Annotated in this window: 19 protein-coding genes; all 19 read right to left on the minus strand. The window is 57.7% G+C overall.

All coding sequences use genetic code 11. The features are described from left to right. Window positions 1-2: 2 nt before the first annotated feature. The 19 genes from kdsB to FX155_RS03510 all read right to left on the minus strand — a co-directional run bounded on the left by kdsB (window position 3) and on the right by FX155_RS03510 (window position 25,064). Window positions 3-749, minus strand: a complete 747-nt coding sequence (kdsB, locus tag FX155_RS03420) for a 3-deoxy-manno-octulosonate cytidylyltransferase (protein WP_022486887.1) — start codon at window positions 747-749, stop codon at window positions 3-5. Beyond that, window positions 746-3,277 carry a tetraacyldisaccharide 4'-kinase gene (gene lpxK / locus FX155_RS03425; protein ID WP_022486886.1) on the minus strand — a complete coding sequence of 844 codons (2,532 nt, stop codon included), beginning with the start codon at window positions 3,275-3,277 and terminating at the stop codon, window positions 746-748. Before lpxK ends, kdsB begins: the two co-directional genes overlap by 4 nt. 52 nt (window positions 3,278-3,329) lie before the next feature. Next, complete coding sequence (msbA, locus tag FX155_RS03430) at window positions 3,330-5,126, minus strand: lipid A export permease/ATP-binding protein MsbA (RefSeq protein ID WP_154487789.1); 1,797 nt, start codon at window positions 5,124-5,126, stop codon at window positions 3,330-3,332. Then, window positions 5,123-6,259 (minus strand): lipid-A-disaccharide synthase, encoded by a 1,137-nt coding sequence (gene lpxB, locus FX155_RS03435; RefSeq protein ID WP_326831106.1) that lies wholly within the window; start codon window positions 6,257-6,259, stop codon window positions 5,123-5,125. Before lpxB ends, msbA begins: the two co-directional genes overlap by 4 nt. Before the next feature lie 146 nt (window positions 6,260-6,405). Continuing rightward, on the minus strand, window positions 6,406-7,230 hold the full coding sequence (locus tag FX155_RS03440; RefSeq protein ID WP_154487790.1) for an LpxI family protein: 825 nt from the start codon (window positions 7,228-7,230) through the stop codon (window positions 6,406-6,408). A 4-nt stretch (window positions 7,231-7,234) separates the two neighbouring features. Beyond that, window positions 7,235-8,044 carry an acyl-ACP--UDP-N-acetylglucosamine O-acyltransferase gene (lpxA, locus tag FX155_RS03445; protein WP_022486882.1) on the minus strand — a complete coding sequence of 270 codons (810 nt, stop codon included), beginning with the start codon at window positions 8,042-8,044 and terminating at the stop codon, window positions 7,235-7,237. Between the two features lie 15 nt (window positions 8,045-8,059). Then, entirely contained in the window at window positions 8,060-9,397 is a 1,338-nt protein-coding gene (gene lpxC, locus FX155_RS03450) for a UDP-3-O-acyl-N-acetylglucosamine deacetylase (protein ID WP_154487791.1), read from the minus strand. 3 nt (window positions 9,398-9,400) lie between these two features. Further along, a complete protein-coding gene (locus FX155_RS03455; protein ID WP_022486880.1) occupies window positions 9,401-10,300 on the minus strand; it encodes a lysophospholipid acyltransferase family protein in 900 nt (299 codons plus the stop codon). 12 nt (window positions 10,301-10,312) lie between these two features. Continuing rightward, window positions 10,313-10,924 carry a YjbH domain-containing protein gene (locus FX155_RS03460; protein ID WP_022486879.1) on the minus strand — a complete coding sequence of 204 codons (612 nt, stop codon included), beginning with the start codon at window positions 10,922-10,924 and terminating at the stop codon, window positions 10,313-10,315. Continuing rightward, window positions 10,921-11,961 carry a UDP-3-O-(3-hydroxymyristoyl)glucosamine N-acyltransferase gene (gene lpxD / locus FX155_RS03465; RefSeq protein WP_022486878.1) on the minus strand — a complete coding sequence of 347 codons (1,041 nt, stop codon included), beginning with the start codon at window positions 11,959-11,961 and terminating at the stop codon, window positions 10,921-10,923. Before lpxD ends, FX155_RS03460 begins: the two co-directional genes overlap by 4 nt. Window positions 11,962-12,029: 68 nt before the next feature. After that, a complete protein-coding gene (locus tag FX155_RS03470) occupies window positions 12,030-12,434 on the minus strand; it encodes an OmpH family outer membrane protein (protein ID WP_012939033.1) in 405 nt (134 codons plus the stop codon). A gap of 15 nt (window positions 12,435-12,449) precedes the next feature. Then, window positions 12,450-13,382 (minus strand): outer membrane chaperone Skp, encoded by a 933-nt coding sequence (locus FX155_RS03475; RefSeq protein WP_154487792.1) that lies wholly within the window; start codon window positions 13,380-13,382, stop codon window positions 12,450-12,452. Between the two features lie 24 nt (window positions 13,383-13,406). Further along, a complete protein-coding gene (locus FX155_RS03480; protein ID WP_022486876.1) occupies window positions 13,407-13,886 on the minus strand; it encodes an OmpH family outer membrane protein in 480 nt (159 codons plus the stop codon). A 37-nt stretch (window positions 13,887-13,923) separates the two neighbouring features. Next, window positions 13,924-16,137: a BamA/TamA family outer membrane protein gene (locus tag FX155_RS03485; protein WP_154487793.1), complete on the minus strand. Its 2,214-nt coding sequence runs from the start codon at window positions 16,135-16,137 to the stop codon at window positions 13,924-13,926. A gap of 183 nt (window positions 16,138-16,320) precedes the next feature. Next, complete coding sequence (locus FX155_RS03490) at window positions 16,321-20,646, minus strand: translocation/assembly module TamB domain-containing protein (RefSeq protein ID WP_154487794.1); 4,326 nt, start codon at window positions 20,644-20,646, stop codon at window positions 16,321-16,323. A gap of 233 nt (window positions 20,647-20,879) precedes the next feature. Continuing rightward, entirely contained in the window at window positions 20,880-22,172 is a 1,293-nt protein-coding gene (locus FX155_RS03495; protein WP_288310437.1) for a TolC family protein, read from the minus strand. Between the two features lie 97 nt (window positions 22,173-22,269). Then, a complete protein-coding gene (locus FX155_RS03500) occupies window positions 22,270-23,523 on the minus strand; it encodes an MlaD family protein (protein WP_154487795.1) in 1,254 nt (417 codons plus the stop codon). A gap of 4 nt (window positions 23,524-23,527) precedes the next feature. Then, window positions 23,528-24,280 (minus strand): ABC transporter ATP-binding protein, encoded by a 753-nt coding sequence (locus tag FX155_RS03505; protein WP_154487796.1) that lies wholly within the window; start codon window positions 24,278-24,280, stop codon window positions 23,528-23,530. A gap of 1 nt (window position 24,281) precedes the next feature. Then, window positions 24,282-25,064, minus strand: coding sequence for an MlaE family ABC transporter permease (locus FX155_RS03510; protein WP_154487797.1), 783 nt, complete (start codon window positions 25,062-25,064; stop codon window positions 24,282-24,284). Between the last annotated feature and the right edge of the window lie 67 nt (window positions 25,065-25,131).

A 25,131-nucleotide genomic window follows, 5' to 3' on the forward strand; every position in this document is an offset into this window, starting at 1 on the left:
GATTACTCCTTTCCTTCCTGGTCCAGTTGGGCGAAGATTTCGTTGGCCCGGTCCAGATCAGCCTGGGTGTCGATGCCCACGCCCTGGAAGTCCGTAGCCAGGACTTTAATCTTTACGCCGTTTTCCAGGGCCCGGAGCTGTTCCAGCCCTTCCACCCGTTCCAGGGGCGTGGGCAGGAGCGCCGCAAACTTCAGCAGGAAGTCCCGGCGGTAGGCGTAGATGCCGATATGCTTCCATACCTTCACTTCCGGTTCTTCATTCCGGGGATAGGGAATCAGGCTCCGGGAAAAATACAGGGCGTAGCCGTTCTGGTCGGTGACCACCTTTACCGCATTGGGGTTCTGGTAGTCCTCCGGATTCATTTCCGTTTTGCAGGTGGCCATTTCCAGGTCGGGATTGTCTGCAAAGGCCTGGGCCAGGTCGTCGATGACCTGGGGCGGGATCATGGGTTCGTCGCCCTGGACATTGACGATCACATCCACATCCTCGAAGTTGAGAGCCACTTCCGCCAGCCGGTCGGTGCCGCTGGGATGATCTTCGGAGGTCATCACAGCCCGGCCGCCGAAGGCATTGACGCAGTCCAGGATCCGCTGGTCGTCGGTGGCCACCAGCACTTCATCAGGGATCCGGGCCAGAGCGGCCCGTTCATAGACCCGCTGGATCACGGGTTTGCCATGGATCAGGGCCAGGGGTTTCCCTGGCAGACGGGTGGACCCGTAACGGGCCGGAATTACACACAGTACTTTCATTTGGACGGATTCTCCTTTTTAATGGCGGCTTTGATGGTATCGGTAAAGGCTTCTTCGCCGCTGGTAATCTGGATTTCCATATCCAGGATGTACAGAGGCACATCCCGGTGGAGGTAAATAAACTCTGTGGGGATTTTCACCGCATCTTTCCCGGTGGTGACCAGGGCTTTGACGCCCCGGCTGATGGCCCGGTCCATGATGTACTGCATTTCCACCATGCCGTAATCGTGGTGGTCCGGATACCGGATGGCTTCCACGATGTTCAGGCCTTCGGCGTTCATGGTCTGCTCAAAGGAAGAAGGGTTGCCGATGGCGGAAAACACCATCACATGCTTGCCCCGGAGGGCTTCCAGAGGCAGGGCCTTGGACATGTCGTTCTTGTACCAGTCTGCGATCTCGATGTAGTCGCAGGGTTTATGGATGCTCTCGGCAATGGGAGCCGCCGGAGCGTATTTGTGCAGGGTGTCGCAGAGAGTGGCCCGGGAAATAGGGGAACTCTGGTCGCATTTGGTCAGGAGGAACAGCCCTGCCCGGCTCAGGTTGCTGAGGGGCTCCCGGAGCGTGCCCCGGGGCAGGATGCAGCCGTTGCCGAACATGTTGAGGGTATCCACCAGCACCACGTCCAGGTCCCGGTACAGCTGCCAGTGCTGGTAGCCGTCATCCAGGATGATCACTTCCGCCTTGAACTTGTCCACGGCGAACTGGCCCGTAATGGCCCGTTCCTTGCCGATGACCACCGGGATCCCCGGCAGCTGCTTGGCCATGAGGAACGCTTCGTCCCCGGCTTCATAGGCGGTCATGTAGATTTTCTTCCCATCGGACACCACCCCGATCTTTTCTTCCCAGTGGGACCGGTAGCCCCGGTTCAGGATCACCACCCGGTAGCCCAGTTTCTGGATCATCAGGGCCACTTTCTGGGCGGTGGGGGTCTTGCCGGTGCCCCCTACGGTAATGTTGCCGATGCTGATCACGCAGCAGTCCAGTTTGGTCCGGGGTACCAGCCCGGCGTTGTAGCAGAACAGCTTCAGCCGGACCCCGGCTTCATAGAGCACGGAGAGGATCCGGAGGAAGGCCAGGACGCACCAGTCCAGGATCCCGTTGTCTTCCCCGTGGGAAAGCTGGATCAGGTACTGGGTCACCGCATCCCCGGGACGCATCCGGGGGCTCACTTCGTCGTTGATGTTCCGGGTATTGATCTTGTAATGGGTGTTCACCATGCTTTCGGTGGCAGTGAGTTCCAGCAGCTCCTTCAGGTAGCCGATGGTCCGCACGGCGGCGCCCCGGTTTTCCCGGATCACCTGGAGAGAGGCATCCCCCATCTTTTTCCGCAGGGCATCGTCTTTGAAGATCTTCAGGAACATGTCCGTCATTTCCTTGCCGTCATGGATCTGGACACAGGCCCCCACTTTGCTCAAAAGGGCGAAGGAATCCTTGAAGTTGGACATACTGGGCCCCACGATGATGGGTTTGGCATGGGCTGCCGGTTCCAGCACATTGTGGCCGCCGTGGTTGATCAGGCTGCCGCCTACAAACACCGCATCCCCCACTGCATAGATCCGGCCCAGTTCTCCGATGGTGTCGATCAGGACCACCTGGTATTTGGGACGGGGATTGCTCATGGCCTTCAGAGAGGACCGAAGACCCAGAGAAAGACCGTATTTTTCCGCCAGCCGGGTGATTTCATGGATCCGGCCAGGCTTCCGGGGAGCGATGATGAGACGGGCCTGGGGGAATTCCTTCCGGATGTCCAGGAAGCTCTGGAACAGGGTTTCCTCTTCAGTAGGATGGGTACTGCCGGCCACGATCACCGGGTAGTCCTCTTCCAGCCCCAGTTCATCCTTGTACTGCTGGAGATCTTCCGGGGTCACTTCCGCATAGGTCTGGTCGAATTTGGTATTGCCGGTCACAAAGATCCGGCGTTTTTCCGCCCCCAGATGCTGGATGTATTCCGCATCGATGGAGGACTGCATGCAGAACCGGGTGACGCTGCCCATCATGTCGGCCAGGATGCCGAACAGATACCGGTAGCTTTTCACGGATTTGTCGGAGATCCGGCCGTTGACCATCATCACCGGGATCCGGCGCAGCTTGATGGCCCGGAGGAAGTTGGGCCACAGTTCCGTTTCCACCGGCATGAAGATCCGGGGCATGATCCGCTTCACAAAGGATTCGGACACAAAGGGCAGATCCAGGGGGAAGTAGATGATGGCATCGGCTTCCGGGATGATCTGGTGGGCCATGTTGTAGCCCCCGGTGGTCACGGCAGACACCAGGATCTTGGCATCGGGCATGGCCTTGCGGATTTCTTTCACCAGCGGGCTGGTGGCCACGATTTCCCCTACGGAAGCACCGTGGATCCAGATGCAGTTTTTATGGGCAACGGCTGCGATTTCTTCATCCCGGATGAACCCCAGGCTCTGACGGAACCGGCGGGGAAAGCCTTTTTCCCGGAAATACCGCCAGGTAAAGTAGGGCAGGATCACAAAGATGAACAAAACTGTGGCCAGGAAGTTATAAATATAGTACATACATTGACCTCGTTTTCATTGGGCTTGGCTTGCTTGGAAGGAAGGCGGCTGATCAGCGGGCAGGGACCTCCGTCCCGGCCGGTGCCGTTTCCTGGTCTTCCAGTTTCCGGACTTCCGCCTGTTCGGCTTTTTCCCGGTACTGGATGTCGTGTAGGTGAGCATAAAGCCCGTGACGGGCCATCAGTTCCTCATGGGTGCCGGCTTCCACGATTTCCCCATGATCCAGTACCAGGATCTTGCTGGCGTTCTGGATGGTGGACAGCCGGTGGGCGATTACAAAAGAGGTACGGCCCACCATGAGCCGGTCCAGGGCTTCCTGTACGATCCGTTCACTTTCCGTATCCAGGGCGGAAGTGGCTTCGTCCAGGATCAGGATCCGGGGATCCTTCAGGATGGCCCGGGCAATGGCAATGCGCTGGCGCTGGCCCCCGGACACGTTGATGCCCCGGTCTCCCAGGTAGGTGTCATACCCCTGGGGCAGGTTCTGGATGAATTCGTCCGCATTGGCGGCCTTGGCGGCGGCCAGCACTTCTTCCCGGGTGGCATCCAGCCGCCCGTAGAGGATGTTGTTGTATACCGTGTCGTTGAACAGGTTGGTTTCCTGGGGCACAATGCCTACCTGTTCCCGGAGGGAAGATACGGTTACGTCCCGGATGTCGTGGTCATCGATGAGGATGGCCCCTTCGGTCACGTCATAGAACCGGGGCAGCAGGTTGGCGATGGTGGATTTGCCGGCACCGCTGGGCCCCACCAGGGCAATGGCCTGGCCGGGCTGGGCGGTAAAGGTCAGGTGCTTCAGGATGGGTTCATCCGGATTGTAGGAGAAGGACACGTCACGGAATTCCACCTTCCCTTTTACAGGAGGCAGGGCAATGGCATCGGCCTTTTCCGGAATCTTTTCGTCCAGATCCAGGATGCTGAACACCCGGTCTGCAGCGGCCAGGGCTTTCTGGATGTTCCCCAGCACCCGGGCGATCCGCTTGATGGGGTTGGAGATATTCACGGCATAGACCAGGAAGGCGATCAGGGACCCGGCGGTAATGTCACCGCTGAGCACCCCCCGGCCCCCGAACCAGATAATGGCGGTGACCCCCAGGGCGGCGATGAATTCGATCACCGGGGACAGGGTACCCATGAGCCGGACGCTTTTCATGTTGGCATCGAAGTTCTTCCGGTTGGTCCGTTCAAACCGGGCGATTTCATAAGGCTCCCGGACGAAGGACTTCACCACCCGGCTGGAAGACAGGGTTTCCTGGAGCACGGAGGTGATGTCGGCGGTGGCCTGCTGGATCCGGTGGCCGGTTTTCCGGATCTTCTTGCCGAAGAAATCCATGAAGAACAGTACCACCGGGAAGGTGCAGAAAGCGAACAGGGTCAGTTTCCAGTCCAGATAGACCATGGCACAGATGGAACCGATGAGGACGGAAGTTTCCGTGATGATTTCCACCGAGTTGTCCACCATGGCGCTCTGCATGGCCTGGACGTCGTTGGTCACATAGCTCATGATGGTGCCCAGTTTGTTGGTGTCATAGAACCGGGTATCCAGTTCCATCATCTTTTTGAACACCAGGCCCCGGATGTCAATGACCACGCTTTCCCCCACATAGTTCATCAGGTAGTTCTGACCGTAGTAGGTAATGCCCCGGGCAAAGAAGATCACCACGATTCCCAGAGCGATCAGGTTCAGCAGCTGGGCATCGTTGTTGATGAACACCTTGTCGATCACGTCCCGGACGATCCAGGGCACGTACAGGTTGGCGGCGGAGGTGAGCACGGTGCAGACCCCTGCCAGGGCCAGACGGGGCAGATAGGGTTTGATAAAGCGCAAAATTCGCAGATAGAGGTTCATGGATTCTCCTTTGCTGTTTCAAGGATCAGACGGGCGGTCCGTTCCACGGCACCGGGCTGACCCAGCTTGGCAACGGCCTTTTGCATTTCTTCCCGGACAGCGGCGGCGTTGGCCGGCTCCAGGAAGTGGAGGACGGCGGCAGCCATGTGGTCCGGGGTCATGTTTTCCTGGATCAGTTCCGGAAGGATTTCCTTCCCGGCCAGGATGTTGGGCAGGCCGATGTATTTCACATAGACCATGTGTTTGGCGATCCACATGCTGAGAGGACTGGCGGTGTAGCAGATAACGCTGGGCAGCCCGCAGAGAGCCGCTTCCAGGGTCACGGTGCCGCTGGTGGCCAGGGCCACGTCGCAGGCCCCCATCACATCATAGTTGTGTCCTTCCACCACTTTCACCGGCACAGGACTGGTCTGGAGGATGGACTGGAGCAGGCCGGCGTCAATGGACGGGGCCTTCTGGAGGACGAATTCCGTTTCCGGCCGCTGCTTCCGGATTTTCGGCAGGGCCCGGAGCATCACCGGCAGCACCCCGGTGATTTCCTTCACCCGGCTGCCCGGGAGCAGCAGCACCACCGGATGGCCGGGCCGTTTGCCGATCAGGGCTTCCGCCTCCTGGGGGCTCAGGGTGGGCTGGACAATATCCACCAGCGGATTCCCCACAAATTCCACCGGGGCTCCCGCTGCTTTGTAGACTTCCGCTGCAAAGGGGTAGATGCAGGCCACTTTGGCGGCCAGCCGGGCCACGTCTTTGGCCCTCCCCCGGCGCCAGGCCCAGGCGGAAGGAGGGATGTAGGAAAATACCGGGATCCCCAGCTTTTTGGCTTCTTTGGCTACCCGCATGTTGAAATCCGGGTAGTCCACAGTTACGAACACATCGGGCTTCCGTTCCTCCATAAGACGGCGGAAAGCCTTATTCAGCCCCAGCAGACGGGGCAGGGCCTGGAGGACTTCCACAAAGCCCATGACGCTGTAATCTTTATAATTGAACACCACTTGCCCACCGGCTGCTGCCAGGGCATCACCGCCCATGCCAAAGACTTGGGCCGTGGGGTCCTGCTGCAGGATGGCACGGGTCAGTGCAGCGGCATGAAGATCGCCGGAGGCCTCCCCCGCAGAAATGAAAACTTTTGTCACCCTGTTGTCTCCTCTCTCATCTGAACATAAATGTACAGTTTATTATATCACATAACAAAAAAGGGGGTGTGAAAAAATTCACACCCCCTCCACCGAAGCCAAAATGGGCTGTGAAAAAATGAAGATCATTTTTTCACAGCCCATTTTTATTTTCCTTCCGGATCCTTCATGGCCACCACCGTCAGTTTGTGACGGTTGGCCAGGTCCAGGGCCTTTTCCCGTTCCACCAGGAGGGTCCGTCCGGCTTCCATGACGATGCCGGCACAGCCGGATTCGATCATGGATTCCACGGTCTTCACCCCGACTCCCGGCATGTCGAACCGGTTGTCCTGGGCGGGTTTGGCGGTTTTGGCCACAATGGCCCCTTTGCCCAGTCTGCCGCCCCGGAGGATGCAGGCATCGGTGCCTTCAATGGCTTCCACAGCCATGATGGCCTTGTTCTTCACCACCACAGTCTGGCCGATGTCCAGGCCTCCGATCTTCTTGGCCATGGCAAAGCCGTACTTCATGTCTTCCCATTCTTCCGGTGTGGGCTGGCGTTTGCTCAGCACCCCTTCCAGGGGCATGAGATCCGTCAGGAACAGGGTCTGGTCCATTACATGGATCCCCATGTCTTCCAGCTTGGCCACCAGGGCGTTCATGATGGTGTCATCGTGCCGGTCCGGCAGGGACATAAGGATCTTGATGGCCTGCCAGTCCGGGACCAGGATACCTCCGGAATAGAGGATTTCCTTGGTCACCTTGCCGATCATGGTGACTTCATCCACCCCTTCCTGCTTCAGGGTCTTGAAGATTTTCCCCACTTTGCCGATGTTGATGGCATAGAAAGCATCCGCCTCTTTTTCCAGGTCTTCATGGGTGCCGGGGACCAGGGCCACAGCCACCGTCCGATAACCGGCCTTTTTCGCCCCCCGGACCACATCCACCGGCAGATGGCCCACCCCGGAAAGCACCCCTAAGGTCTTCCCCATAGGCTTACTCCCGGATACCGTGGGCGGAAGCCCGGCAGATGCCTCTTTCCACCGTGCGCAGGAAGCGCATGAAGTGTTCCACTTCTTCGTAGCTGTCCAGTTCCAGTTCCATGGTCTTGATGGCATCGGACAGGGACAGGCCTCTCTTGTAGAGGATCTTGTAGGCTTTCTTCAGCTCCCGGCGGACTTCCATGGGAATGCCTGCCCGGGAGATTCCCACGCTGTTGAGCCCTGCCACATAGGCCGGGTTCCCGGCCACGATGACGAAAGGCGGAACATCCTGGGAGATCCGGCTCATGCCGCCGCACATGCAGTTCCGGCCGATTTTGGTGAACTGATGCACAGCGGTAAGTCCCCCGATGACGGCCCGGTCTTCCACGATCACATGGCCGGCCAGGGTGGCCACATTGCTCATGATCACGTTGTTGCCTACGATGCAGTTGTGGGCCACGTGGGTATAGGCCATCATCAGCACATTGTTGCCGATCCGGGTTTCATTGCCTTCTCCCACAGCCCGATGGACCGTGGCGCATTCCCGGATGGTCACGTGATCACCGATGATGGTTTCCGTATCTTCGCCTTTGTATTTCAGGTCCTGGGGGACTTCGCCGATGCTGGCACCCTGGAAGAATTCGCAGTTCTTCCCGATGGTGGTCCGGCCGGTAATCACAACGTGGGGATGAATGATGGTACCTTCACCGATCTTGACATGTTCACCGATGACAGAGTACGGGCCAATTTTCACGTTGGGGCCGATTTCCGCACCCGGTGCAATAATGGCTGTCTCATGTATCATACTAGAATCTGCTGTCATTGTTTCACTCCACCTTTATTGTTTATTTTCCGCCAGCGCAAAGAAGAAGTCCCCTTCGCAGGCCGGCTCTCCGTCCACTGTACCTTCACAGTGGGCCACACCCATATTGCCTTTGATTTTCGTAATGATGGCGGTGGTCACCAGCTGGTCCCCCGGTTTGATGGGACGGCGGAAACGCACCTTGTCGATTTTCCCGAAGACGGCGATCTTGCCCCGGTTTTCTTCCGGATACAGCAGGGTAACGCCGCCCACCTGGGCCATGGCTTCGATCAGCAGCACCCCGGGCATAATGGGATTCCCAGGGAAGTGGCCGATGAACTGGGGCTCATTCATGGTGATGTTCTTGATCCCCACGGCCCGCTTCATGGGTTCCAGTTCGATGATCCGGTCCACCAGCAGCATGGGATACCGATGGGGCAGAATCTTTTGGATTTCCTGAATGTCTAATGTAATCATATCCTTACTCCTTACTTCTTTTTTCTCTTTTCCGGAAACCGGGGTATGTCTGGGATGATATTCATGGAGCCGCCGATATTCATCGATCTGCCGGGACACATTATCGTTGAAGGCGTGACCGCTCTTCATGCAGATGATATGGGCATGGATGGGGCCCAACAGGTACATGTCCCCGATCACGTCCAGGATCTTGTGCCGGATCAGTTCATCCGGGAACCGGGGGGTGGACAGGATCTTGTCCTTGCTGAACACCACTACATTCTCCAGGTTGCCTCCCAGGCCCAGGCCCATTTTCCGCAGTTGGGCGATTTCATCTTCAAAGGCCACGGTCCGGGCGGAAGCCACTTCCTTCAGGAAATTATCTCCCTTATCTTCCACGTCCATCACCTGGGTTCCCAGGAGAGGATGGGGATTGATAGAGGTAAAGGTGATCCGGAAGCCCTCGTAGGGCAGCACCACAATGGAGCGGTCTCCGTCGTAATGGGAGAAGGCCCGGTCCACATGGTACACCTGGCGTTCCCCGTCCTGTTCCTCGATGCCCGCCTTCAGGATCTCATCGATGAAGGCCTGAGCGGAGCCGTCCCCCACCGGGGGTTCTGCCGAAGACATTTCCACGTAGCAGTTGTCGATTTTCAATATGGCCAGAGCCGCCATGAGATGCTCGATGGTGGTGACGCTGGCTCCGTTTTCCGTCAGGGTGGTGGCCCTGGTGGTAGCAGTGATGTTGGAGGCCACGGCATGGACCTGGGGCCGGCCTTCCATATCTGTGCGGATGAACACGATGCCCGTATCCACCGGTGCCGGGCGCAGGGTCATTTCCACCAGCTTCCCGGAATGGAGCCCGATGCCGTCACAGGAAGCCGCCTGTTTCAGGGTGTGCTGTTTTTCAATGGTCATAAATCACACGCCTTTCTTATACTTTTCATACCGTTTGCGGCCATCCTTCCAGCGGTCGTGGACCCAGAACCACATGGCCGGATCCAACCGGATTTCCCGCTCAGCGATGGCTACCAGTTCTTCCATTATAACACGGACGTCCTCTGAACGGTTAGCTGTTTTCTCCGTGTGGAGGGCCGGATAGATCCGGGCGGTCAGGGTTCCGTCAGGGTTGTTGTGCATGAACAGGGGCACAATGGGAGAACCGAACATCCTAGACAGATGGGCGGCTCCCTGGGGAACCCGGGAAGGTTTGCCGAAAAACAGCAGATGTTCTCCGGTATGGGCGGAATCCTGATCGTACAGGATCCCCACCAGATGTTTCTTTTTCAAATAACGGCCGATGGCCAGCATGCTGTTTTCCCCATGGTTGTAGGTCACATGCTGCCCCACCATCTGCCGGTAGTCGTTGATGAATTTATCCATGGCCCCGTTGTTCTGCTTCCGGGTAATGGACAGGATGGGATAGCCCAGAAGGGCCATGGAAGCCCCCAGCATCTCCCAGTTGCCATAGTGGGCGGTGCACATGATCACCCCCTTATCTTCCGCATAGGCTTTTTCCAGGTTCTCCAGTCCTTCGAAATGGACCAGCTGCCGGAAATTGTCTTTGGTGATCAGGGGATATTTCAGCACTTCGATGAGCATCCGTCCGAAACGGTAGATGCTTTCCCGGGCAATCTGTTCCGCCTGCGCTTCATCCACCCCCAGGCAGTCCCGGATGTTTTCCCGGGCCATGTACCGGCGCCAGGCCGGCACCACCCGCCATCCCAGATGCCCCAGCACCCAGGCCAGGGCCCGGTTCAGACAGTCCGGCTGGTGGCACACCAGCCAGCTGATGAACTCCATGAGCTTGTACGCAGCCATCCTGCATCCTCCTTAAAAGGTAAGGTCCATCCCTCCGTACAGGTGATGGTCTCTCACACCCACCTGGGCCTGGATGAATTTCCCCACCGGGATGCCGGCGCCGTAGTTGAAATGGCTGCCGTCATATTCTCCCATGAGATTCATGGAAAGACCCAGGAGTCTGGTTTCTTTTTCCACGGCATAGAAACCGTGCTTGTACTGGTCTCCGGTCCCCACCCCGCCGTGGATCTTCCAGCCGGCGGCCAGGGCCTTGGTGACAGCCACATAGCCCCGCCGGTCATTCCGGTCTCCGATATCCTCCACGCCAATGGCGATAGCAGGGGTCAGCGGGGTTTCCCGGAGCACCTGGAGTTTGGCGCTGACGGTGCCGTAGGATCCGTCATGTTTGGTATCCACATGGCTGCCGGCCACTTCGATGCCCAGAGGCAGGGCGATGTTGCCCCGTACATTCCGGCCTTCCTTGGTCCAGTCCAGTCCGGCGGACACATGGCCGGGCATCCGGACGTAGCCAGAAGGGGCGTTGATGATGCCGCTGGTGCCGCTGGGAGTGGTTTTGGCTTCTGCAGCCCCAAAAGGCAGCGCCGCCAGGGCACACAGCAGGGCAGCGGTCAGTTGTCTCTTCATGGTTGTTCCTTCTTTCCTTTTTCCAGTGCTTCCACGGTTTTTTCCAGCTGACGGAGCCGTTTCAGGGCAGCTCCCAGCTTCCGTTCATTGGCGGTCTGCCGCAGCCAGTCCACATGGGGCTGGGCAGGGAAGCCGGCCCACACCACATTGTCCGGCACGTCGCTGATGATCCCGGTACGGCCGGCAAAGGTGCAGTTGCTGCCGATTTTCAGATGGCCGGCGGTAGCAGCCTGGCCCCCGAAGGTGGTGTTGTTCCCAACAGTGACACTGCCGGAAATGCCCACATGGGCCACCAGGATGCAGTTTTCGCCGATGATGTCATTATGGCCCACATGGACCAGATTGTCGATCTTGGTGCCTTTGCCGATCACCGTGCTGTCCACGGTAGCCCGGTCGATGCAGGTGTTGCAGCCGATTTCCACATCGTCTCCCAGGACCACGTTCCCGGTCTGGAGCACTTTGGTGTGTTTGCCGTTGGCGGTGATGTACCCGAAGCCGTCTCCGCCGATGACACAGCCGGCCTGGAGAATCACCCGGTCCCCCACCACACAGTCTTCCCGCACCGTCACGTTGGAATACAGGGTGCAGTCAGCACCGATCTTCGCATGGCGTCCCACGTACACATGGGGATAGATCACCGTGTTGTCCCCGATTTCCGCATCTTCCGCCACATAGGCAAAGGGCAGGATGGCCACATTCTTCCCCACTTTGGCCGTGGGATGGATGAAGGCGTATTGGCTGATGCCCTTTTTCACCGCTTCCGGGGGACGGAACATCTGGAGCAGCACCGCAAAAGCGGCCCGGGGATTTTCCACGGCCAGTACAGCCTGTTCTCCCCTGAATTCCGCTCCCCGGGGAATCATGATGGCCCCGGCCCGGGACCGTCCGGCCACTTCCAGATAGGGAGGCACCGCAAAGGAAATCTGATCCTTCTGGGCTTCTTCCAGTCCATTGACCCCCTTGAGGACCATTCCGGGGTCACCCTGGAGGATTTCCCCTTTCAACAATGTTGCCAGTTCCTGTAAGGTTTTTTCCATTTCCAGCATCCTTTCCATTTCATGATGGTACGGGAAAAAGGGCGAACAGTGTCCGCCCTTATCGAATCTTATTTCATTGCTTTGATGATGTCATCGGTGACGTCCACACCGCCCTGAGGGACGGCTTCCTTCACCAGGATGGCGCTCAGGTTCTTTTCTTTGGCAACGGATGCGGCGGCCGCGTCAAAACTGCCTTTCACCTTGGCCTGGGCTTCTGCCTGGAGGCTGTGCATCTTCTGGCTCTTTTCCGTCAGAATCTTCTGGGCTTCTTCCTGGCTCTTGCCGGCGGTTTCCTGGTTCAGTTCCTCTTCCATGGCCTTGCCCTTGGTCTGGAGGTCCTGGGTGGCATCCTTGAACACCTGGCTTTCCGTCTGGACCTTATTCATGTCCACCACACCGAACTGGGCGTTCCGCCCGCAGCCAAAGGACAGCATGGCTGCTGCCACTACACAGAGAATCATTGCTTTTTTCATGTTGTTCCATCCCTCTTAGTAAACAATTTGCTGGACGACCGTGTTCACTTCGTCAGTGATGTCGTCGGCGCTGATATTGGCTCTCGGATTCCGGAAAATCAGCGTGTATTTCCGGCTGAGATTGACTTTCTTAATGGCGCTGAGGATATCACTGTCGATTTCCTCCCGCATCTGTTTTTCCTTGTCTTCCTGCTGCTGGATCTCCTTGTCCATGGACTGGAGCAGTTTATCCAGTTCCGGCTGGCCTTCCTGGTTCTGGGGAGTTTTCCCGGTGAGAGAAAGCCCTGTCTGTTCCTGGACCACCTGACCGGCCAGTTCCTTGGAAAAGGCCTGGAGCCGTGCCTGGGAAGCAGCCACGTCCGCAGCCATCTGCTGCTGGAGCCACTGCTCCTTTTCCGCTTCCACATCCGCCCGGTCCTTCTGGCGTTTGTCCAACAGTTCCTGCTGTTCCTGGAGAAGCGCTTTCTGGGCTTCATCGCTCATTTTCACGCTGCTCAGCTTCAGCCGCAGGTTGAACAGAGGGATCCGGTATTTTTCTTCCACCGCATCCCGGTCCGCCTTCACCCGGCTTTCCGCTTCCTCTTTCAAGGCTGCCCGTTTTTTCCGGAGCAGGTCCTGTTCCTGGGCCCGTTTCTCCGCCACCTGGGCAGACCACTGGGCTGACTGGAACTGGCCCTTGCCGGCTTCCCGGACTTTCTTCATCTGTCCCAGGAGAGCCAGCTGCTGCTGGCCGTTTTCCTTCTGCCGTTCCCGCAGCCATTTGGCGGTTTCCAGCTGTTCCTTCCGGCGCTGCCATTCCTTGTACTTGGGGTGCTGTTCCACCAGCCGGTCCCAGTCCACCACGGCGAACCGTGGCTTGTCCTGCCGGAAGGGAAGCTGCCACCGGGAAAAACCGCAGCCGGACAGGAGAAGAAGACCTGCCAGCAGAAGACTGAGCCATCTGCCCATGAGCCATCCCCTCCTGTCCCGGAATTATTTCTTGGCTTTTTTCAGCTGGGCGGTTACATCCGCCGTAACGTCCAGACCGCCATAGACCACAGCACCCTGGTTGACCACCACGGTGAGGCCCTTGGTCTTGCCTACGGCCACAATGGCGTCATCCACTTCTTTCTTGACCGGTTCAATCAGTTCCTTCTGCTTGTCTTCCAGTTTTTTCTGGTATTCCGCAGCCAGTTTCTGTTTGTCCGCATCGCTCATGTTCTTGGACTTTTCTTCAAACTCCTTCCGGCTGTCTTCAGCAGCCTGCTGGAGCTGGGTCTGGGCATCTGCCAGACCGGGAGCCGCAGCCATCACCTGGTTGTAGTTCACTTTGCCGATGGCCGAATTCATGGTGGCGTCACCGCCTCCCAGGTTCTTGCCCTGGATGGCCAGGACGAAGATCCCAACCACCATAATGGCCGCAATAGCCAGAGAAATGACCTTGACATTTTTCTTGTGGGCCAATTCCATCATTTTACTATCCCTGCTTCCTTGTTATGCAATTTGTTTATCAGAACTGACCGCCAAAGCTGAAGTGGAAGCGGCCTCCACGGTCGCTGCTTTCCAGCCGGTAGCCATAGTCTAGCTTAATGGGACCCAGCGGGGAATTGATCCGGAGACCGATACCCACAGAGTTCTTCAGTTTGCCCAGGTCGTAATTGGATTCGTCGTATTCCTTGCTCCAGGCGTAGCCTGCATCGGTAAAGAATACCCCCTGGACTTTCTTGATGATGGGATACCGGAATTCCAGGGATCCCTTCACCATGCTGTTGCCCTTGAACTGGTCATCCCGGTAACCCCGGAGGATGTCGCTGCCGCCTAAGCTGAAGCGCTGGGACAGAGGCATATCCCCGTTGGCATAGCCGGCTCCCAGGTTGAGAGCCCACACATTGTCCTTGCCCATCCGGTAGTAGTACCGGTAGTCGGCCTGGTATTTCTGGAAGTTGAAGTCCCCGCCGAAGGAGGCCACTTCCACGGAATAGGCCGTCCGTTTCCCTTCCCGGGGATCGTAGATGTTGTCCCGGGTATCCAGGGTACGGGCAAAGGTGATGCTCCGGGTGATCCCGAAGTTCTTCTTCATCCGTTCGTGTTTGTCCCAATCGAAGTCGTCAGGATATTCGTGGATATAGTCATAGCCATTTTGTCCGGCTTCGAACCACTGAGTGCCGTAGCCGCTGACGGGTTTCTTGTATTTGTCGTCCCGGTTCTTCAGGGTGATGCTGTTGGTGATGAATTCGTTGTCGGTGACCCGGCTGAAGAACAGTTCCTCACCGGTACGTTTCTTGTAGTACCGGGCGATTTCATCCCCGTCCCGATTGTAGTCCACGTACTCGTTGGTCATGTTGTAGAAGGTGAAGCCGGCAGTAGTTTCCTTGTCATCGATCCAGGGCTTCACATAGGACACTTCGAAGTTGGCCTTGGTTTCAGAGTCGCCGCCGAATTCCCAACGGGCGCTGACACTGTCCCCGGTGCCCATGAAGTTCTTGTCCCCGATGCTGACCATACCCAGGAAGCCGTCGGCATCACTGTAGCCGGCGCCGATCCCGAAGGTACCGGTGCTGGTTTCCACCACGGACACTTCCACGGAAACAGTGTTGGGCATCTGGCCCGGGTTCAGACGGATGTTCACGTCTTCAAAGAAGCCCAGGTTGTAGATCTTCTGCATGGCCCGGCGGGCTTTCTTGGCATTGAAGGGTTCGCCCTTCTTCATGCGCATTTCCCGGATAACCACGTAATCCTTGGTCTTGGTGTTGCCCTTCACCCGGAAATCTTCGATGACCCCTTCCGCCACCTGGACGATGAGCCGTCCGTCCGGCTGCATCCGCACATCGGCCACTTTGGCCAAGATGTAGCCCTGCTGGCTGTAAAGGCTTTCCACCTTCCGGGCGCCGATGTTCACATCCCGGGAGTTCAGGACCTTCCCGATGGGCAGATCCAGTTCTTTTTTAATGTCCCCGGTAGAGATCACCGTGTTCCCTTCAATATCCAGGTCCGTAAGCACAGGATTTTCTTCCAGCTGGTATTTGATCTGGACCCCTTCCGGGACTTTGGTGAACACCGGACGAATATCGTAGAACCAGCCGGTTTCGTAGAGAGCCCGGATATCATCCTGGAGCCCTTCCTTGGTGAACTTGGTGCCGGCCGGCATCTTCAGCACGTCTGCCAGTTTGGCCGGATCCTCATGGGAGGCGCCTTCCAGGGTGACCTTGGTGACAGTCTGGCCGATAAAGGGAAGGGATTCCTTTTCCACTTTGGCATACTGGTTTTCCTGGGTGGTGATATCATAGTCGGACAGGACGGACTGCTGGAGGATACTCCGGCCCGGCAGCTGCTTGTTCTGGGCTTCCTGGATTTCCTTCTGCTGGGTCATCCGGGCTTCCAGCTGTTCTTCATCAGCCTGGGCCTTTTCCTGTTCCTGTTCCAGTTTCTTCTTGCCGACCTTTTCGATATAAGTGACACCGTTCCGGCGGACTTCCCGATATCTGGGCTGTTCTTCTTCAGCAGGAGCTGCTGGAGCAGCCGCTTCCGCCGGCTGGGCAGCAGTCTGGCTCTCCGGAGCCACCTCGATGGTTCCGATGCCCTGTCCTTCTTTGGCGGCCGTTTTGTGCGGCCCCAGTTCCACTTCCTGGCTGTGGGTGATTTCTGCGGCATAGACCGGAGTGGTCATGGCCAGAGATGCCAAGACAGCGACGGACAGCTGCCGCCAGTTTACATGTTTTTTCATAGAGTACCCTCCGTACAGGTTTTTGCTGTCAGTATCTACTTGAAAATCAACGATTAATTATACCATATCCCGTTTATTATACCTTCTATGGGATAATATTTCCAGTCCTGGAGTGTGAAAAAAGGGGTGTGAATAAATTCACACCCCGGTCACAGGCTGTTGCAAAGGCAACAGTCCCTTCTTTTAAAACCTCGTCCGATACTGTACCCCATACCACCGGTTGTTGTCTTCATCGATGGATACACCCAGATGGACTTTGGGAGCCACCCGGTACCCGGCGTACAGGTTATGTTCTTCTCCGTCGAAGCTGGTGGTATAGCCCAGCAGCAGCTTCCGGCCGAAATACCGGCTCAGCAGCACGTTGTACTGGCGCCGTTCCTGACCGGTGGCTTCGTTGGCCCGGTTGGTATCTGCGGAGAAGGATACCAGGTTCTGGACATTGCCGCTGTAGATCCGCAGTTCGTCCAGACCCAGGGCGTCCTTGATGGCGTCTTCCACATCCGCCAGGAAGGTCATCTGGAGCCCGGCATCCACCAAACCTCTCCAGGCATCGTCCCCCAGGCTGGCGTCGTCGGTTTTCAGGGTCAGGAACCGCTTCAGGGTGTTTTCATCCTGGGGCGGATCACTGGACAGTTTGATCACAATGTTGTCCAGGCTGAGCGGCCCGCTGGCCTTGGCCAGGATATTGTACTGTCCCAGACGGGTAAAGGCCGACATGTTCACATTGGGCACAAAGGTCCCAGGACGGGGCCAGTAGATTTCCCCGAACCCGATGTTGAACGGAGTGCCCAGATATTTCAGCCGGCTGCCCCGGTTCACCCGGATGCTGCCGTTGATCTGGGGAAAGGCCGTGCTGCCCATAATGTGGAACTGGCCTTTCAGCCACAAGTCCATAAAGGCTGCATTGTACAAATGGAGATTGTTCCCCAGGTCCACGTCGATATCCAGTCCGATGTCCGAATTTCCCTCCCCGAATTCCGGGATGGCGGACAGCCCCAGATACCCTTTGTCCAGTTTGATGTTCCCGCTGAGGAAGGGTTTGTTTTCCTTGTGCTCCAGGTCGAAGTTCCCGTTGAGTTTCCCCTTCACCATGGAAGAGACCAGTTCCACATCCTTGATGGCCAGATTCAGATGGTAGGGTTTCCCGGACACATCATTGAGAAGATAGGAACCGGATGCGGTGATGCTGCCGTTTTTCCCGGTAGTGGTGGAGAATTCCTTCAGGGTAATGGTCTTGCCGCTGAATTCCCCATGGAACTTCATGTTGTCGAAAGTATTGTCCAGGCCCCGGAATTTTACGGTACCCCCGTCCAGATCAATGGATCCGTTCAGGCTGTAGTCCTCCAGGGTACCGGTAATATCCACCCGGCCGCTGGTGGGGCCGTCCGCCCACTGGACCCATTTGGTCAGGGTGGGCAGGATGGCCAGGTTCCCGTTGTCCAGACGGACTTCCAGGTTCATCCGGGACTGGGGATTCTTCCGTTTGGACACCGGCCGGAGCAGGTCCATGGGGAAAGTGCCGTAGGCACTGATCTTGTACACGTCCCGTTGGATCAGGAACTGGTCCAGATGGAACATGTCATTCCGGAGGGTAACCATGCCGTACACATTGTCAAAAGCCACTCCGCTGATGCTTCCCTCCTTCATTTCCAGAGAGAAGTTCCCGTTGGGATCGTCCAGGTTCCCTTTCAGCTGGGCCACAATGTTCAGTTTTCCGTTCACATCCGGAGGATTGTCCATGCCCACGGTGAGCAGCTTGGCATTGGCCTCACTGGTGGCCAGTTCCAGGTCGATGGTCCGTTTCCGCATGTCAAAGTTCCCCTGGGCGGCCAGGAGCCCGCCGCCGCTTTCCCGGGCCTGGAGCTTCCGGATCTGCCACAGACCCAGATGGGTGTAAATATCGAAATCCGCCGAAGCAAAGGGCACTCCGGCCACTTTCCCGTCTTCCACTTTGCCGATGATTGTCATGCCGGTCCGGGGGCCGTCCGGATTGGCTTCGATACGTCCGGACAGATAGCCGTCCACGTCCGCTTTGATGCCCCCCATCTGGAGCAGGGACCGGACATTGCCTTTGGTTACGTCCACGGTCCACTGGAACAGCTTCCGGTCAAAGTCGAATTTGGCTTTCAGGGCATAGTCCCCGCCGGTTTTCTGCTGGAAGGTGCCCTGGAAGGTGTTTACATGGCCGGCCTGGCTCTGGAAGGACAGGGCCAGCCCGGTGAATTCCACTCCGTTGATCAGCACGGAATCCGACGACAGGACCCCCTGGAACAGGGGCCGGCTGGTGTGGCCGGTAATGCTGCCGCTGAAGTTCACGAATCCGGCCAGGTCCACACTGTCCTTCAGCCAGGGCAGCCGGAGCAGGTTGATGTTTTTGGCGTCCATCCCCAGATCCAGGAACCCGTCCCGGCTGACGGTGCCGCTGAACTGGGCAGCGCAGGTCAGAGCCTGGACATGGAAATCTTTCAGATGAAGGAGCTTCCCGTCATAGGTGTAGTCTCCGTCCACTTCGTCCACCAGGAATTTGTTTACGGACCCGTCCCAGGCGTGGACATGGCCGGTGAAAGAAGGATTGGACAGGGTCCCCTTCACGGCAATGGTATTGGTCAGATTCCCGGTAACCGGCCAGGGGGAATGGAAAGCTTCGCTGAAGGGCTCCAGCCGGACGCCCCGGGTTTCCAGGGTCAGGTCCAGCTGAGGCTCGCTGCCGGAAAGGTCCACGCTGCCGTCCAGTACATGGGTGCCCTGGGCCAGGTTCACTTCCACCTTGTGGAAGCTGGCTTTCCGGTCCTTCCATTCCAGAGCTCCGTGGGCTTCCTGGATGGTCTGGCCCAGCAGTTCTCCCTCCCGGAAGGAGAAGGCCCCGAAGGCTCCCGGTGCGTCGGCGGTACCGGATAGGAGCAGGTGGGTGGAAAGCAGACCTTTGCCTTCCTGGCCCACAGCGGCCAGGAGAGGATCCACCGGCAGGTCGGTAATATAGATATCTCCCTGGAGCTGCCCCCCTTTCAGACTGGCGGTGCCGGCCAGGGCGCCCCCTTCTTCCGTATAGCCGGAAATCCGGCTGAGGGTGAAATTGCTGCCGTCCATGGATCCATCCAGGGCAATCTGCTGGAGCTTCAGGTTCCCCCAGGCAAGGGACAGATCACTGGAAAGGGTTTCCATCTGGAGCGTCCCGTCCTGATACTTTCCTGCGGCATACAGGGTACCGTCCAGGATCAGGCTGCCCAACCGGGGCACAAAGGTTCCGGCGTCCACCTGGTCTGCCGTAAGGGCCGCCTGGCCCTCCTGGTTTTCCCAGTCGTAGGAGGCCTGTACCGCAACAGTGCCCCCGCCCAGGCTGGCTTTGGCCCCATCGGTTTCCACCCGGTGATCCCGGAAGGAGAAGGGCAGGGTCACCTGGTCCGCCTCATAGCCCTGGAACGTCAGGGCCGGACTGGTGAAGGTGCCGCTGCCGGTAAGATCCTCTTTGGTCCCGTCCACAGCCAGAGTGCCGCTGACCGTGCCGGATACAGGCAGGTCCAGAGGCAGAGCGGACAGGTCAAAATCGTCCAGATCCGCCTGGAGTTTTTCCGCCCGGGGATTTTGGAGATCCGTCAGATCCACGCCCCCGGATACACGGATTTTCTGCCCGTCCACCGTCACTTCCAGATCCCGGGCCTTCAGCCGCAGCTGATCAAAGGAAAGGCCCCCATCGGCTCCCAGAACCAGATCATGGCCATTCCAGCTGTAGACGGCCCCCACCTGGCGCAGCTGGGCCCGGCCGGAAAGCTGGCTGCCTGCCGCGTTGTTGGTCCAGGTGATGGAAGCATCCGTCAAAGCCCCGGTAAGCTCCGTCACCGGCAGGAACTGTTCCGCCAGAGGGCTGAAATCCTGGAGTCCCATGAGATCTGTCTGGGCGGTCAGGGTTCCCTGCCGGTCCGTGTCCAGGGTACCGGCTACATGGATGGACTGATTTTTCCGGGTCACCGTCAGATCCAGGGCAAAGTCCGGGTTCCGGGCCGGATCGATGGTCCCTTCCACCCCAGCATCCCAGGTGCCGTAGGGAAGCTGAAGCGTTACCCGGCCGTCCCGGATGGCAATGAGAGCCTTGAAATCCGTGCTGGAACTCTGGCTTTCCTTCAGGAGATGGGCCACATTCCATTCCTGTTTGTCGTCCTGGACCAGGTACAATTCCGGTTCATCCAGGGTGATCCGGGTCAGGATGCCCACCGAGCTGCTCCCATTCAGGAACTTCAAAGGGTCTACCTGGAGGGACAGAGCCGGGATCTTGGCCACCAGATTCCCTCCTGCATCGGTCAGCTGGAGATTCCGGGCGGTGAAGGTCAGGTCCGGGCTCACTTCCATGGTTTCCATCTGCAGTTGTCCGTTAATGTATTCCCCGGCGGCATTTTCCACCAGAGGGATGGCCCGTTCCAGGCCTGCAGGAAGGAGCAGCTTCCACAGGACCAGGTACAGCAGGACCAGCACTCCGGCCAGAAAAGCCAGCCGTTTTTTACCTTTGGTACCCATCAGGGCCTCCATATCGATTGTCGTGAATCGTGGGTCGTTCATCGCGAAACCCACCACCATGCTGCGCATGGTCCCCCGCCCTTGAAAAGGGCGGATATAAAGCGCGGGCTGCTGCCCGGCGCTTACAAGGGAAATGCAAATTAATTAATTTATCATACACAACATAAGTATAACAGGTATGGAGGGAAAAAGAAAAGGGCTGTTGCCTGCGCAACAGCCTCTTCTTTGCTCTTTTATTCGTTTTCCACAGGAACACCCATGCTCTGTTCCAGCAGGGCAGTGGAAGTATTGTAGTCATACAGTGCCTGGATGTAGTTGTTCTTGGCGGTGGTGAGGGCCACGGACGCATCCATTACGTCGGTGTTGGTCCCTACGCCGGCCCGGTACCGGAGCTGGGCGATACGGTAATCTTCTTCCGCCTGGGCCACAGCCACTTCCGTGGTCTTGATCCGTTTTTCCGCTTCCCGCATGCTCAGGTAACTGGTCCGTACGGCCAGGCGCACCTGATCACTGATCTGCCGGTAGCTTTCCTGGGCTTTCACCACATTGGCCTTGGCTTCCCGGACTTTGGCGGCGTTGACCCCGTAGTCCCAGATGTTCTGGGTGATGTTGAGCCCCACCGTCCAGTTGTCCCGGTTCTGGCCCGGGAAGGTATCATTGCTCCAGGCGTTGGAAGCTCCCAGGCTTACCTGAGGCAGGCTGCCGGAGTTGGCGATCTTCTGGGCGGCCTGGGCCATGCCTACGGAAGCTTCCGCCTGGTGGATTTCCGGCCGGTTGGCCATGGCATAGGTCACGCAGTTGTCCAGGGTGTAGTCGTTGGGTTTGTATTCCAGTCCCTGGCTCAGGTTCAGCCGGGTGGCAGTGGGCAGCCCGATTACGTTGTTCAGGGAGGAAACAGCCACTTCATAGTTGTTTTCCGCCTGGGTCAGGGTCTGCTGGGCGTTGACCAGTTCCACCTGGGACCGGAGCACGTCGGCTTTGGCCACTACCCCTACGGCAAACTGGGCCTGGGTGTTCTTCAGATGTTCATCCAGACGGTTCACGGTTTCCTTGTCCAGGTTCACGGTGTTGGCGGCCTGGAGCACATCATAGTACCCCTTTTCCGCATTGTACCGGGTGGTCTGGTAGGAACTGCTCATCCCATACTGGTAGTAGTCCAGGTTCTTTTTGGCTTGGTCGATGACCCCTTCCAGACGGCCTCCAGTATAGATGGGCACCGTAATGCTCACTTGATTGGAATGATTGTTGCCGATGACATTGGACTGGTATTTTTCTGTACGGCCGCTGGTATGGGAGAAATCAATGCTCCCCCACCGGGACCCCTTGGCCTGGTCCAGTTCTGCCTTGGCCGCGTCCAGCTCAGCAGCAGAGATCTTGACGCTGGAGTTGTTGTCCAGGGCCATGCGGACGGTTTTCCCCAGGTCCAGGTTCACGGTTTCCGGGGTGGCGGCCCCCACTGTATGGATAGAAAGGGCGCTCAGGATGACAGCGCTCAGAATCATGCTTTTGGTATGGAAATGCTTCACAATCAGACCCTCCTGTACTTTCTGACTACCTAGTCAGCTTTTATTATTATAATCAGTTGAAAAAGTAAAGTCAACCAAACACTTTTTAAACTTTTTGTCAGAATCTGGCCCGAAGCCCCAGGTAGGTGGTGTCGGAACCATGATCAAGCACGTCCATGCTCTCTCCGATCAGGGAAAGTTTGGGACTGAAGGCCCATTCCGCCCCCACTTTCAGTTTGGCATCATCGAAATCATAGAAATCGGTGAACAGCTTGAATTTGGGAGACAGGATCCAGTCGGCTCCCACGCCGAATTCTCCTTCCATGACTCCGGCCCGGCCCCAGATGTACTTGTTCAGCTTTTTGTTGTAATGGAAGTCCACTTTGTCCCGGTCCCCGATGTCCGAAACCCCCAGATAAGCATAGGTATCTTCCTTCAGGGGCAGCTTCACTCCCATGTCCGTCCGCCATTTGCCTTTTTTGTCATTGTACAGCACATCCGCCTGGACCTGGGCATCGGTGACCACTCCCAGGATCTTGTCCGCCTTCACAGTGGTGGATTTGGCATGGTGGATGGTGTCCTTCAGGTCCTGCTGAGTCTGAGGGTCGGTGACCACATTCTGCAGGGCCTCTGCCGTGTTCTGGATCTTCTTGCTGGCATCCGCCATATTGGCTGCCATGGCCGCCACGTTCTGACCGGTGGCTCCATCAGCATCTGCCTTGTCCATAATGCTGTTCATATGGACGGACATTTCCTTCATCTGGCCCACCATGGTGCGGATATCACCCTGGTTCTGCTGGGCCATGGTGGCCAGGGCCTTGGTGAAGTCGTTCATGTTCTTGGCCACTTCCCCGGTCTGGACAAAGCCTTCCCGCATGGATTTCTGCACGTTCTTGTCTCCGAACACATTGCTGAAGGCATCCACCACCACTTCCAGCTTGTCCAGCACCCGGCCGGAGGAATCCATCAGTTTGTCGATGCCCCCTGCCTGCTGGCCGGTAATGGTTTCCCCTGCCTTGAACACCAGGCCGGTGGCGATTTTGGGAGGAGCGATGGTGACGAATTTGGTGCCCATGACCCCGTCCATACCGATGCTGAACTGGGAGTTACGGGGAATCTTCTGTTTTTCATCCATCTTCATGACCACTTTCACCTTGGACCCGTCCACGATGATGTCATCCACCTTCCCTACCGGGACCCCGGCGAACCGGACTTCATTGCCCACTTTCAGGCCGTTTACATCGTCGAACATTACATTGAGTTTGTAGGTCCGGCCGGCAAAACTGAACACCCCCAGGAAGGTGAGCATCAGGGCCAGGATCACGATGCCCCCCAGGGTGACGGCACCGACTTTGACTTCATCTGCTTTCATGATTTTACTCCTTGTCTTCCAAAATATCACTGCGCAGGAACGCCCGCACCAGGGGTTCCCGGGTATGTCTGGCTTCGTCCACCGTGCCGGAAAAGACGATGTGTCCATGGCTGAGCATAAGGATCCGGTCTGCACAAAGGAAGGCGGAAGCCATGTCGTGGGTCACCAGTACCCCGGTGATGCTCAGTTTTTTCTTGGTATCCAGGATCAGCTGGCTGATGTTGGTGGCCATAATGGGGTCCAGCCCGGCGGTGGGTTCATCGTACAGGATAATGTCCGGCTGGAGAGCCAGTGCCCGGGCCAGGCCCACCCGTTTCTGCATGCCCCCGGACAATTGAGCCGGGTACACATGCTCGTTGCCGGCAAGGCCCACCGCTTCCAGCAGGTCCCTGACCCGCTTCTGGATGGCTTCTTCCGACATGCTGGTGTGCTGGCGCAGGCCGAAGGCCACGTTTTCTCCCACATCCAGGAAATCGAACAGAGCGGAATACTGGAACACCATGCCCATATGCTGGCGCAGCTGGTTCCACTGGTCTTCCGTATATTTTTCCACCGGCTGGCCCTGGATCAGCACCTGGCCCCCCTGGGGCTTCAAAAGGCCGATCAGCAGCTTCAGCACAGTGCTTTTGCCGGTACCGGAGGGACCGATCACCGCCAGGGTTTCCCCTTTGGCCACGGAAAAATTCACCCGGTCCAGGATCACCTTGGGCCCGAAGGCCATCTCCACATTCCGGAATTCAATGACAGGTCGTTCCATTTCAGCCTCCATGGACATACAGGATCACCGACAGGAAATAGTTGGCGATAAAGATCAGGATAATGGACAGCACCACGGATTTGGTGGTGGCCATGCCCACACCCTCAGCCCCCTGCTGGGCGTTCAGACCCTTGTGGCAGCCGATGATGGCAATGATGGCTCCGAACACGGCGCCTTTGATCAGCCCGCCGATAATGTCCCAGGGTTCGATGAAGCTCTTGATGCTTTCCAGGAACATGTGGGAATTGATCCCGGCGTAATTTTCCGCCACGAACCAGCCCCCCACATCCCCCACCAGGTTGGCATAGACCACCAGCACGGGCATCATGAGCACAATGGCCAGGAGCCGGGGCGCCACCAGATAGCGGATGGGGCTCACGGCCATGACCCGGAGGGCATCGATCTGTTCCGTGACCTTCATGGTCCCGATTTCCGCCGCAATGGCCGCCCCGATCCGGCCGGCCACCACCACCCCTGTCAGGATGGGAGACAGTTCCCGGCCCATGGCAATGGCCACGATGCCCCCTACGGAATCCGCCGCTCCGAAACGGACGAATTCCTTGGCGGTCTGGACGGACATGACCATACCGGTGCACAGGATGGTCATGCTCACAATGGGCAGGGAATCAGCCCCCAGCCGGGCCATCTGCCGGAGGACTTCCCGCCGGTCCGCACTGCCGGCCGCCTGACAGGCTGCCAGAAACAGGTTGACCACCCGGCCTGTACGGGCGCACAGGTCCACCATTTTACGGCCCACCCAGCGGCAAAGATCACGACATCCCATGGAAACAACTCCTTCCCTGCATGATTTCAAAAATACGTTACTGATTATTATAACCTATCTGGATGAA

It is taken from the genome of Acidaminococcus fermentans, from assembly GCF_009696675.1.
Classification (GTDB): domain Bacteria; phylum Bacillota; class Negativicutes; order Acidaminococcales; family Acidaminococcaceae; genus Acidaminococcus.

Coding starts and splice junctions, on each gene's coding strand:
- kdsB (WP_022486887.1), bottom strand. CDS start 749: ATGAAAGTACTGTGTGTAATTCCGGCCCGTTACGGGTCCACCCGTCTG.
- lpxK (WP_022486886.1), bottom strand. CDS start 3,277: ATGTACTATATTTATAACTTCCTGGCCACAGTTTTGTTCATCTTTGTG.
- msbA (WP_154487789.1), bottom strand. CDS start 5,126: ATGAACCTCTATCTGCGAATTTTGCGCTTTATCAAACCCTATCTGCCC.
- FX155_RS03440 (WP_154487790.1), bottom strand. CDS start 7,230: ATGGGGAAGACCTTAGGGGTGCTTTCCGGGGTGGGCCATCTGCCGGTG.
- lpxA (WP_022486882.1), bottom strand. CDS start 8,044: ATGACAGCAGATTCTAGTATGATACATGAGACAGCCATTATTGCACCG.
- lpxC (WP_154487791.1), bottom strand. CDS start 9,397: ATGACCATTGAAAAACAGCACACCCTGAAACAGGCGGCTTCCTGTGAC.
- FX155_RS03455 (WP_022486880.1), bottom strand. CDS start 10,300: ATGGCTGCGTACAAGCTCATGGAGTTCATCAGCTGGCTGGTGTGCCAC.
- FX155_RS03460 (WP_022486879.1), bottom strand. CDS start 10,924: ATGAAGAGACAACTGACCGCTGCCCTGCTGTGTGCCCTGGCGGCGCTG.
- lpxD (WP_022486878.1), bottom strand. CDS start 11,961: ATGGAAAAAACCTTACAGGAACTGGCAACATTGTTGAAAGGGGAAATC.
- FX155_RS03470 (WP_012939033.1), bottom strand. CDS start 12,434: ATGAAAAAAGCAATGATTCTCTGTGTAGTGGCAGCAGCCATGCTGTCC.
- FX155_RS03475 (WP_154487792.1), bottom strand. CDS start 13,382: ATGGGCAGATGGCTCAGTCTTCTGCTGGCAGGTCTTCTTCTCCTGTCC.
- FX155_RS03480 (WP_022486876.1), bottom strand. CDS start 13,886: ATGATGGAATTGGCCCACAAGAAAAATGTCAAGGTCATTTCTCTGGCT.
- FX155_RS03485 (WP_154487793.1), bottom strand. CDS start 16,137: ATGAAAAAACATGTAAACTGGCGGCAGCTGTCCGTCGCTGTCTTGGCA.
- FX155_RS03490 (WP_154487794.1), bottom strand. CDS start 20,646: ATGGGTACCAAAGGTAAAAAACGGCTGGCTTTTCTGGCCGGAGTGCTG.
- FX155_RS03500 (WP_154487795.1), bottom strand. CDS start 23,523: ATGAAAGCAGATGAAGTCAAAGTCGGTGCCGTCACCCTGGGGGGCATC.
- FX155_RS03505 (WP_154487796.1), bottom strand. CDS start 24,280: ATGGAACGACCTGTCATTGAATTCCGGAATGTGGAGATGGCCTTCGGG.
- FX155_RS03510 (WP_154487797.1), bottom strand. CDS start 25,064: ATGGGATGTCGTGATCTTTGCCGCTGGGTGGGCCGTAAAATGGTGGAC.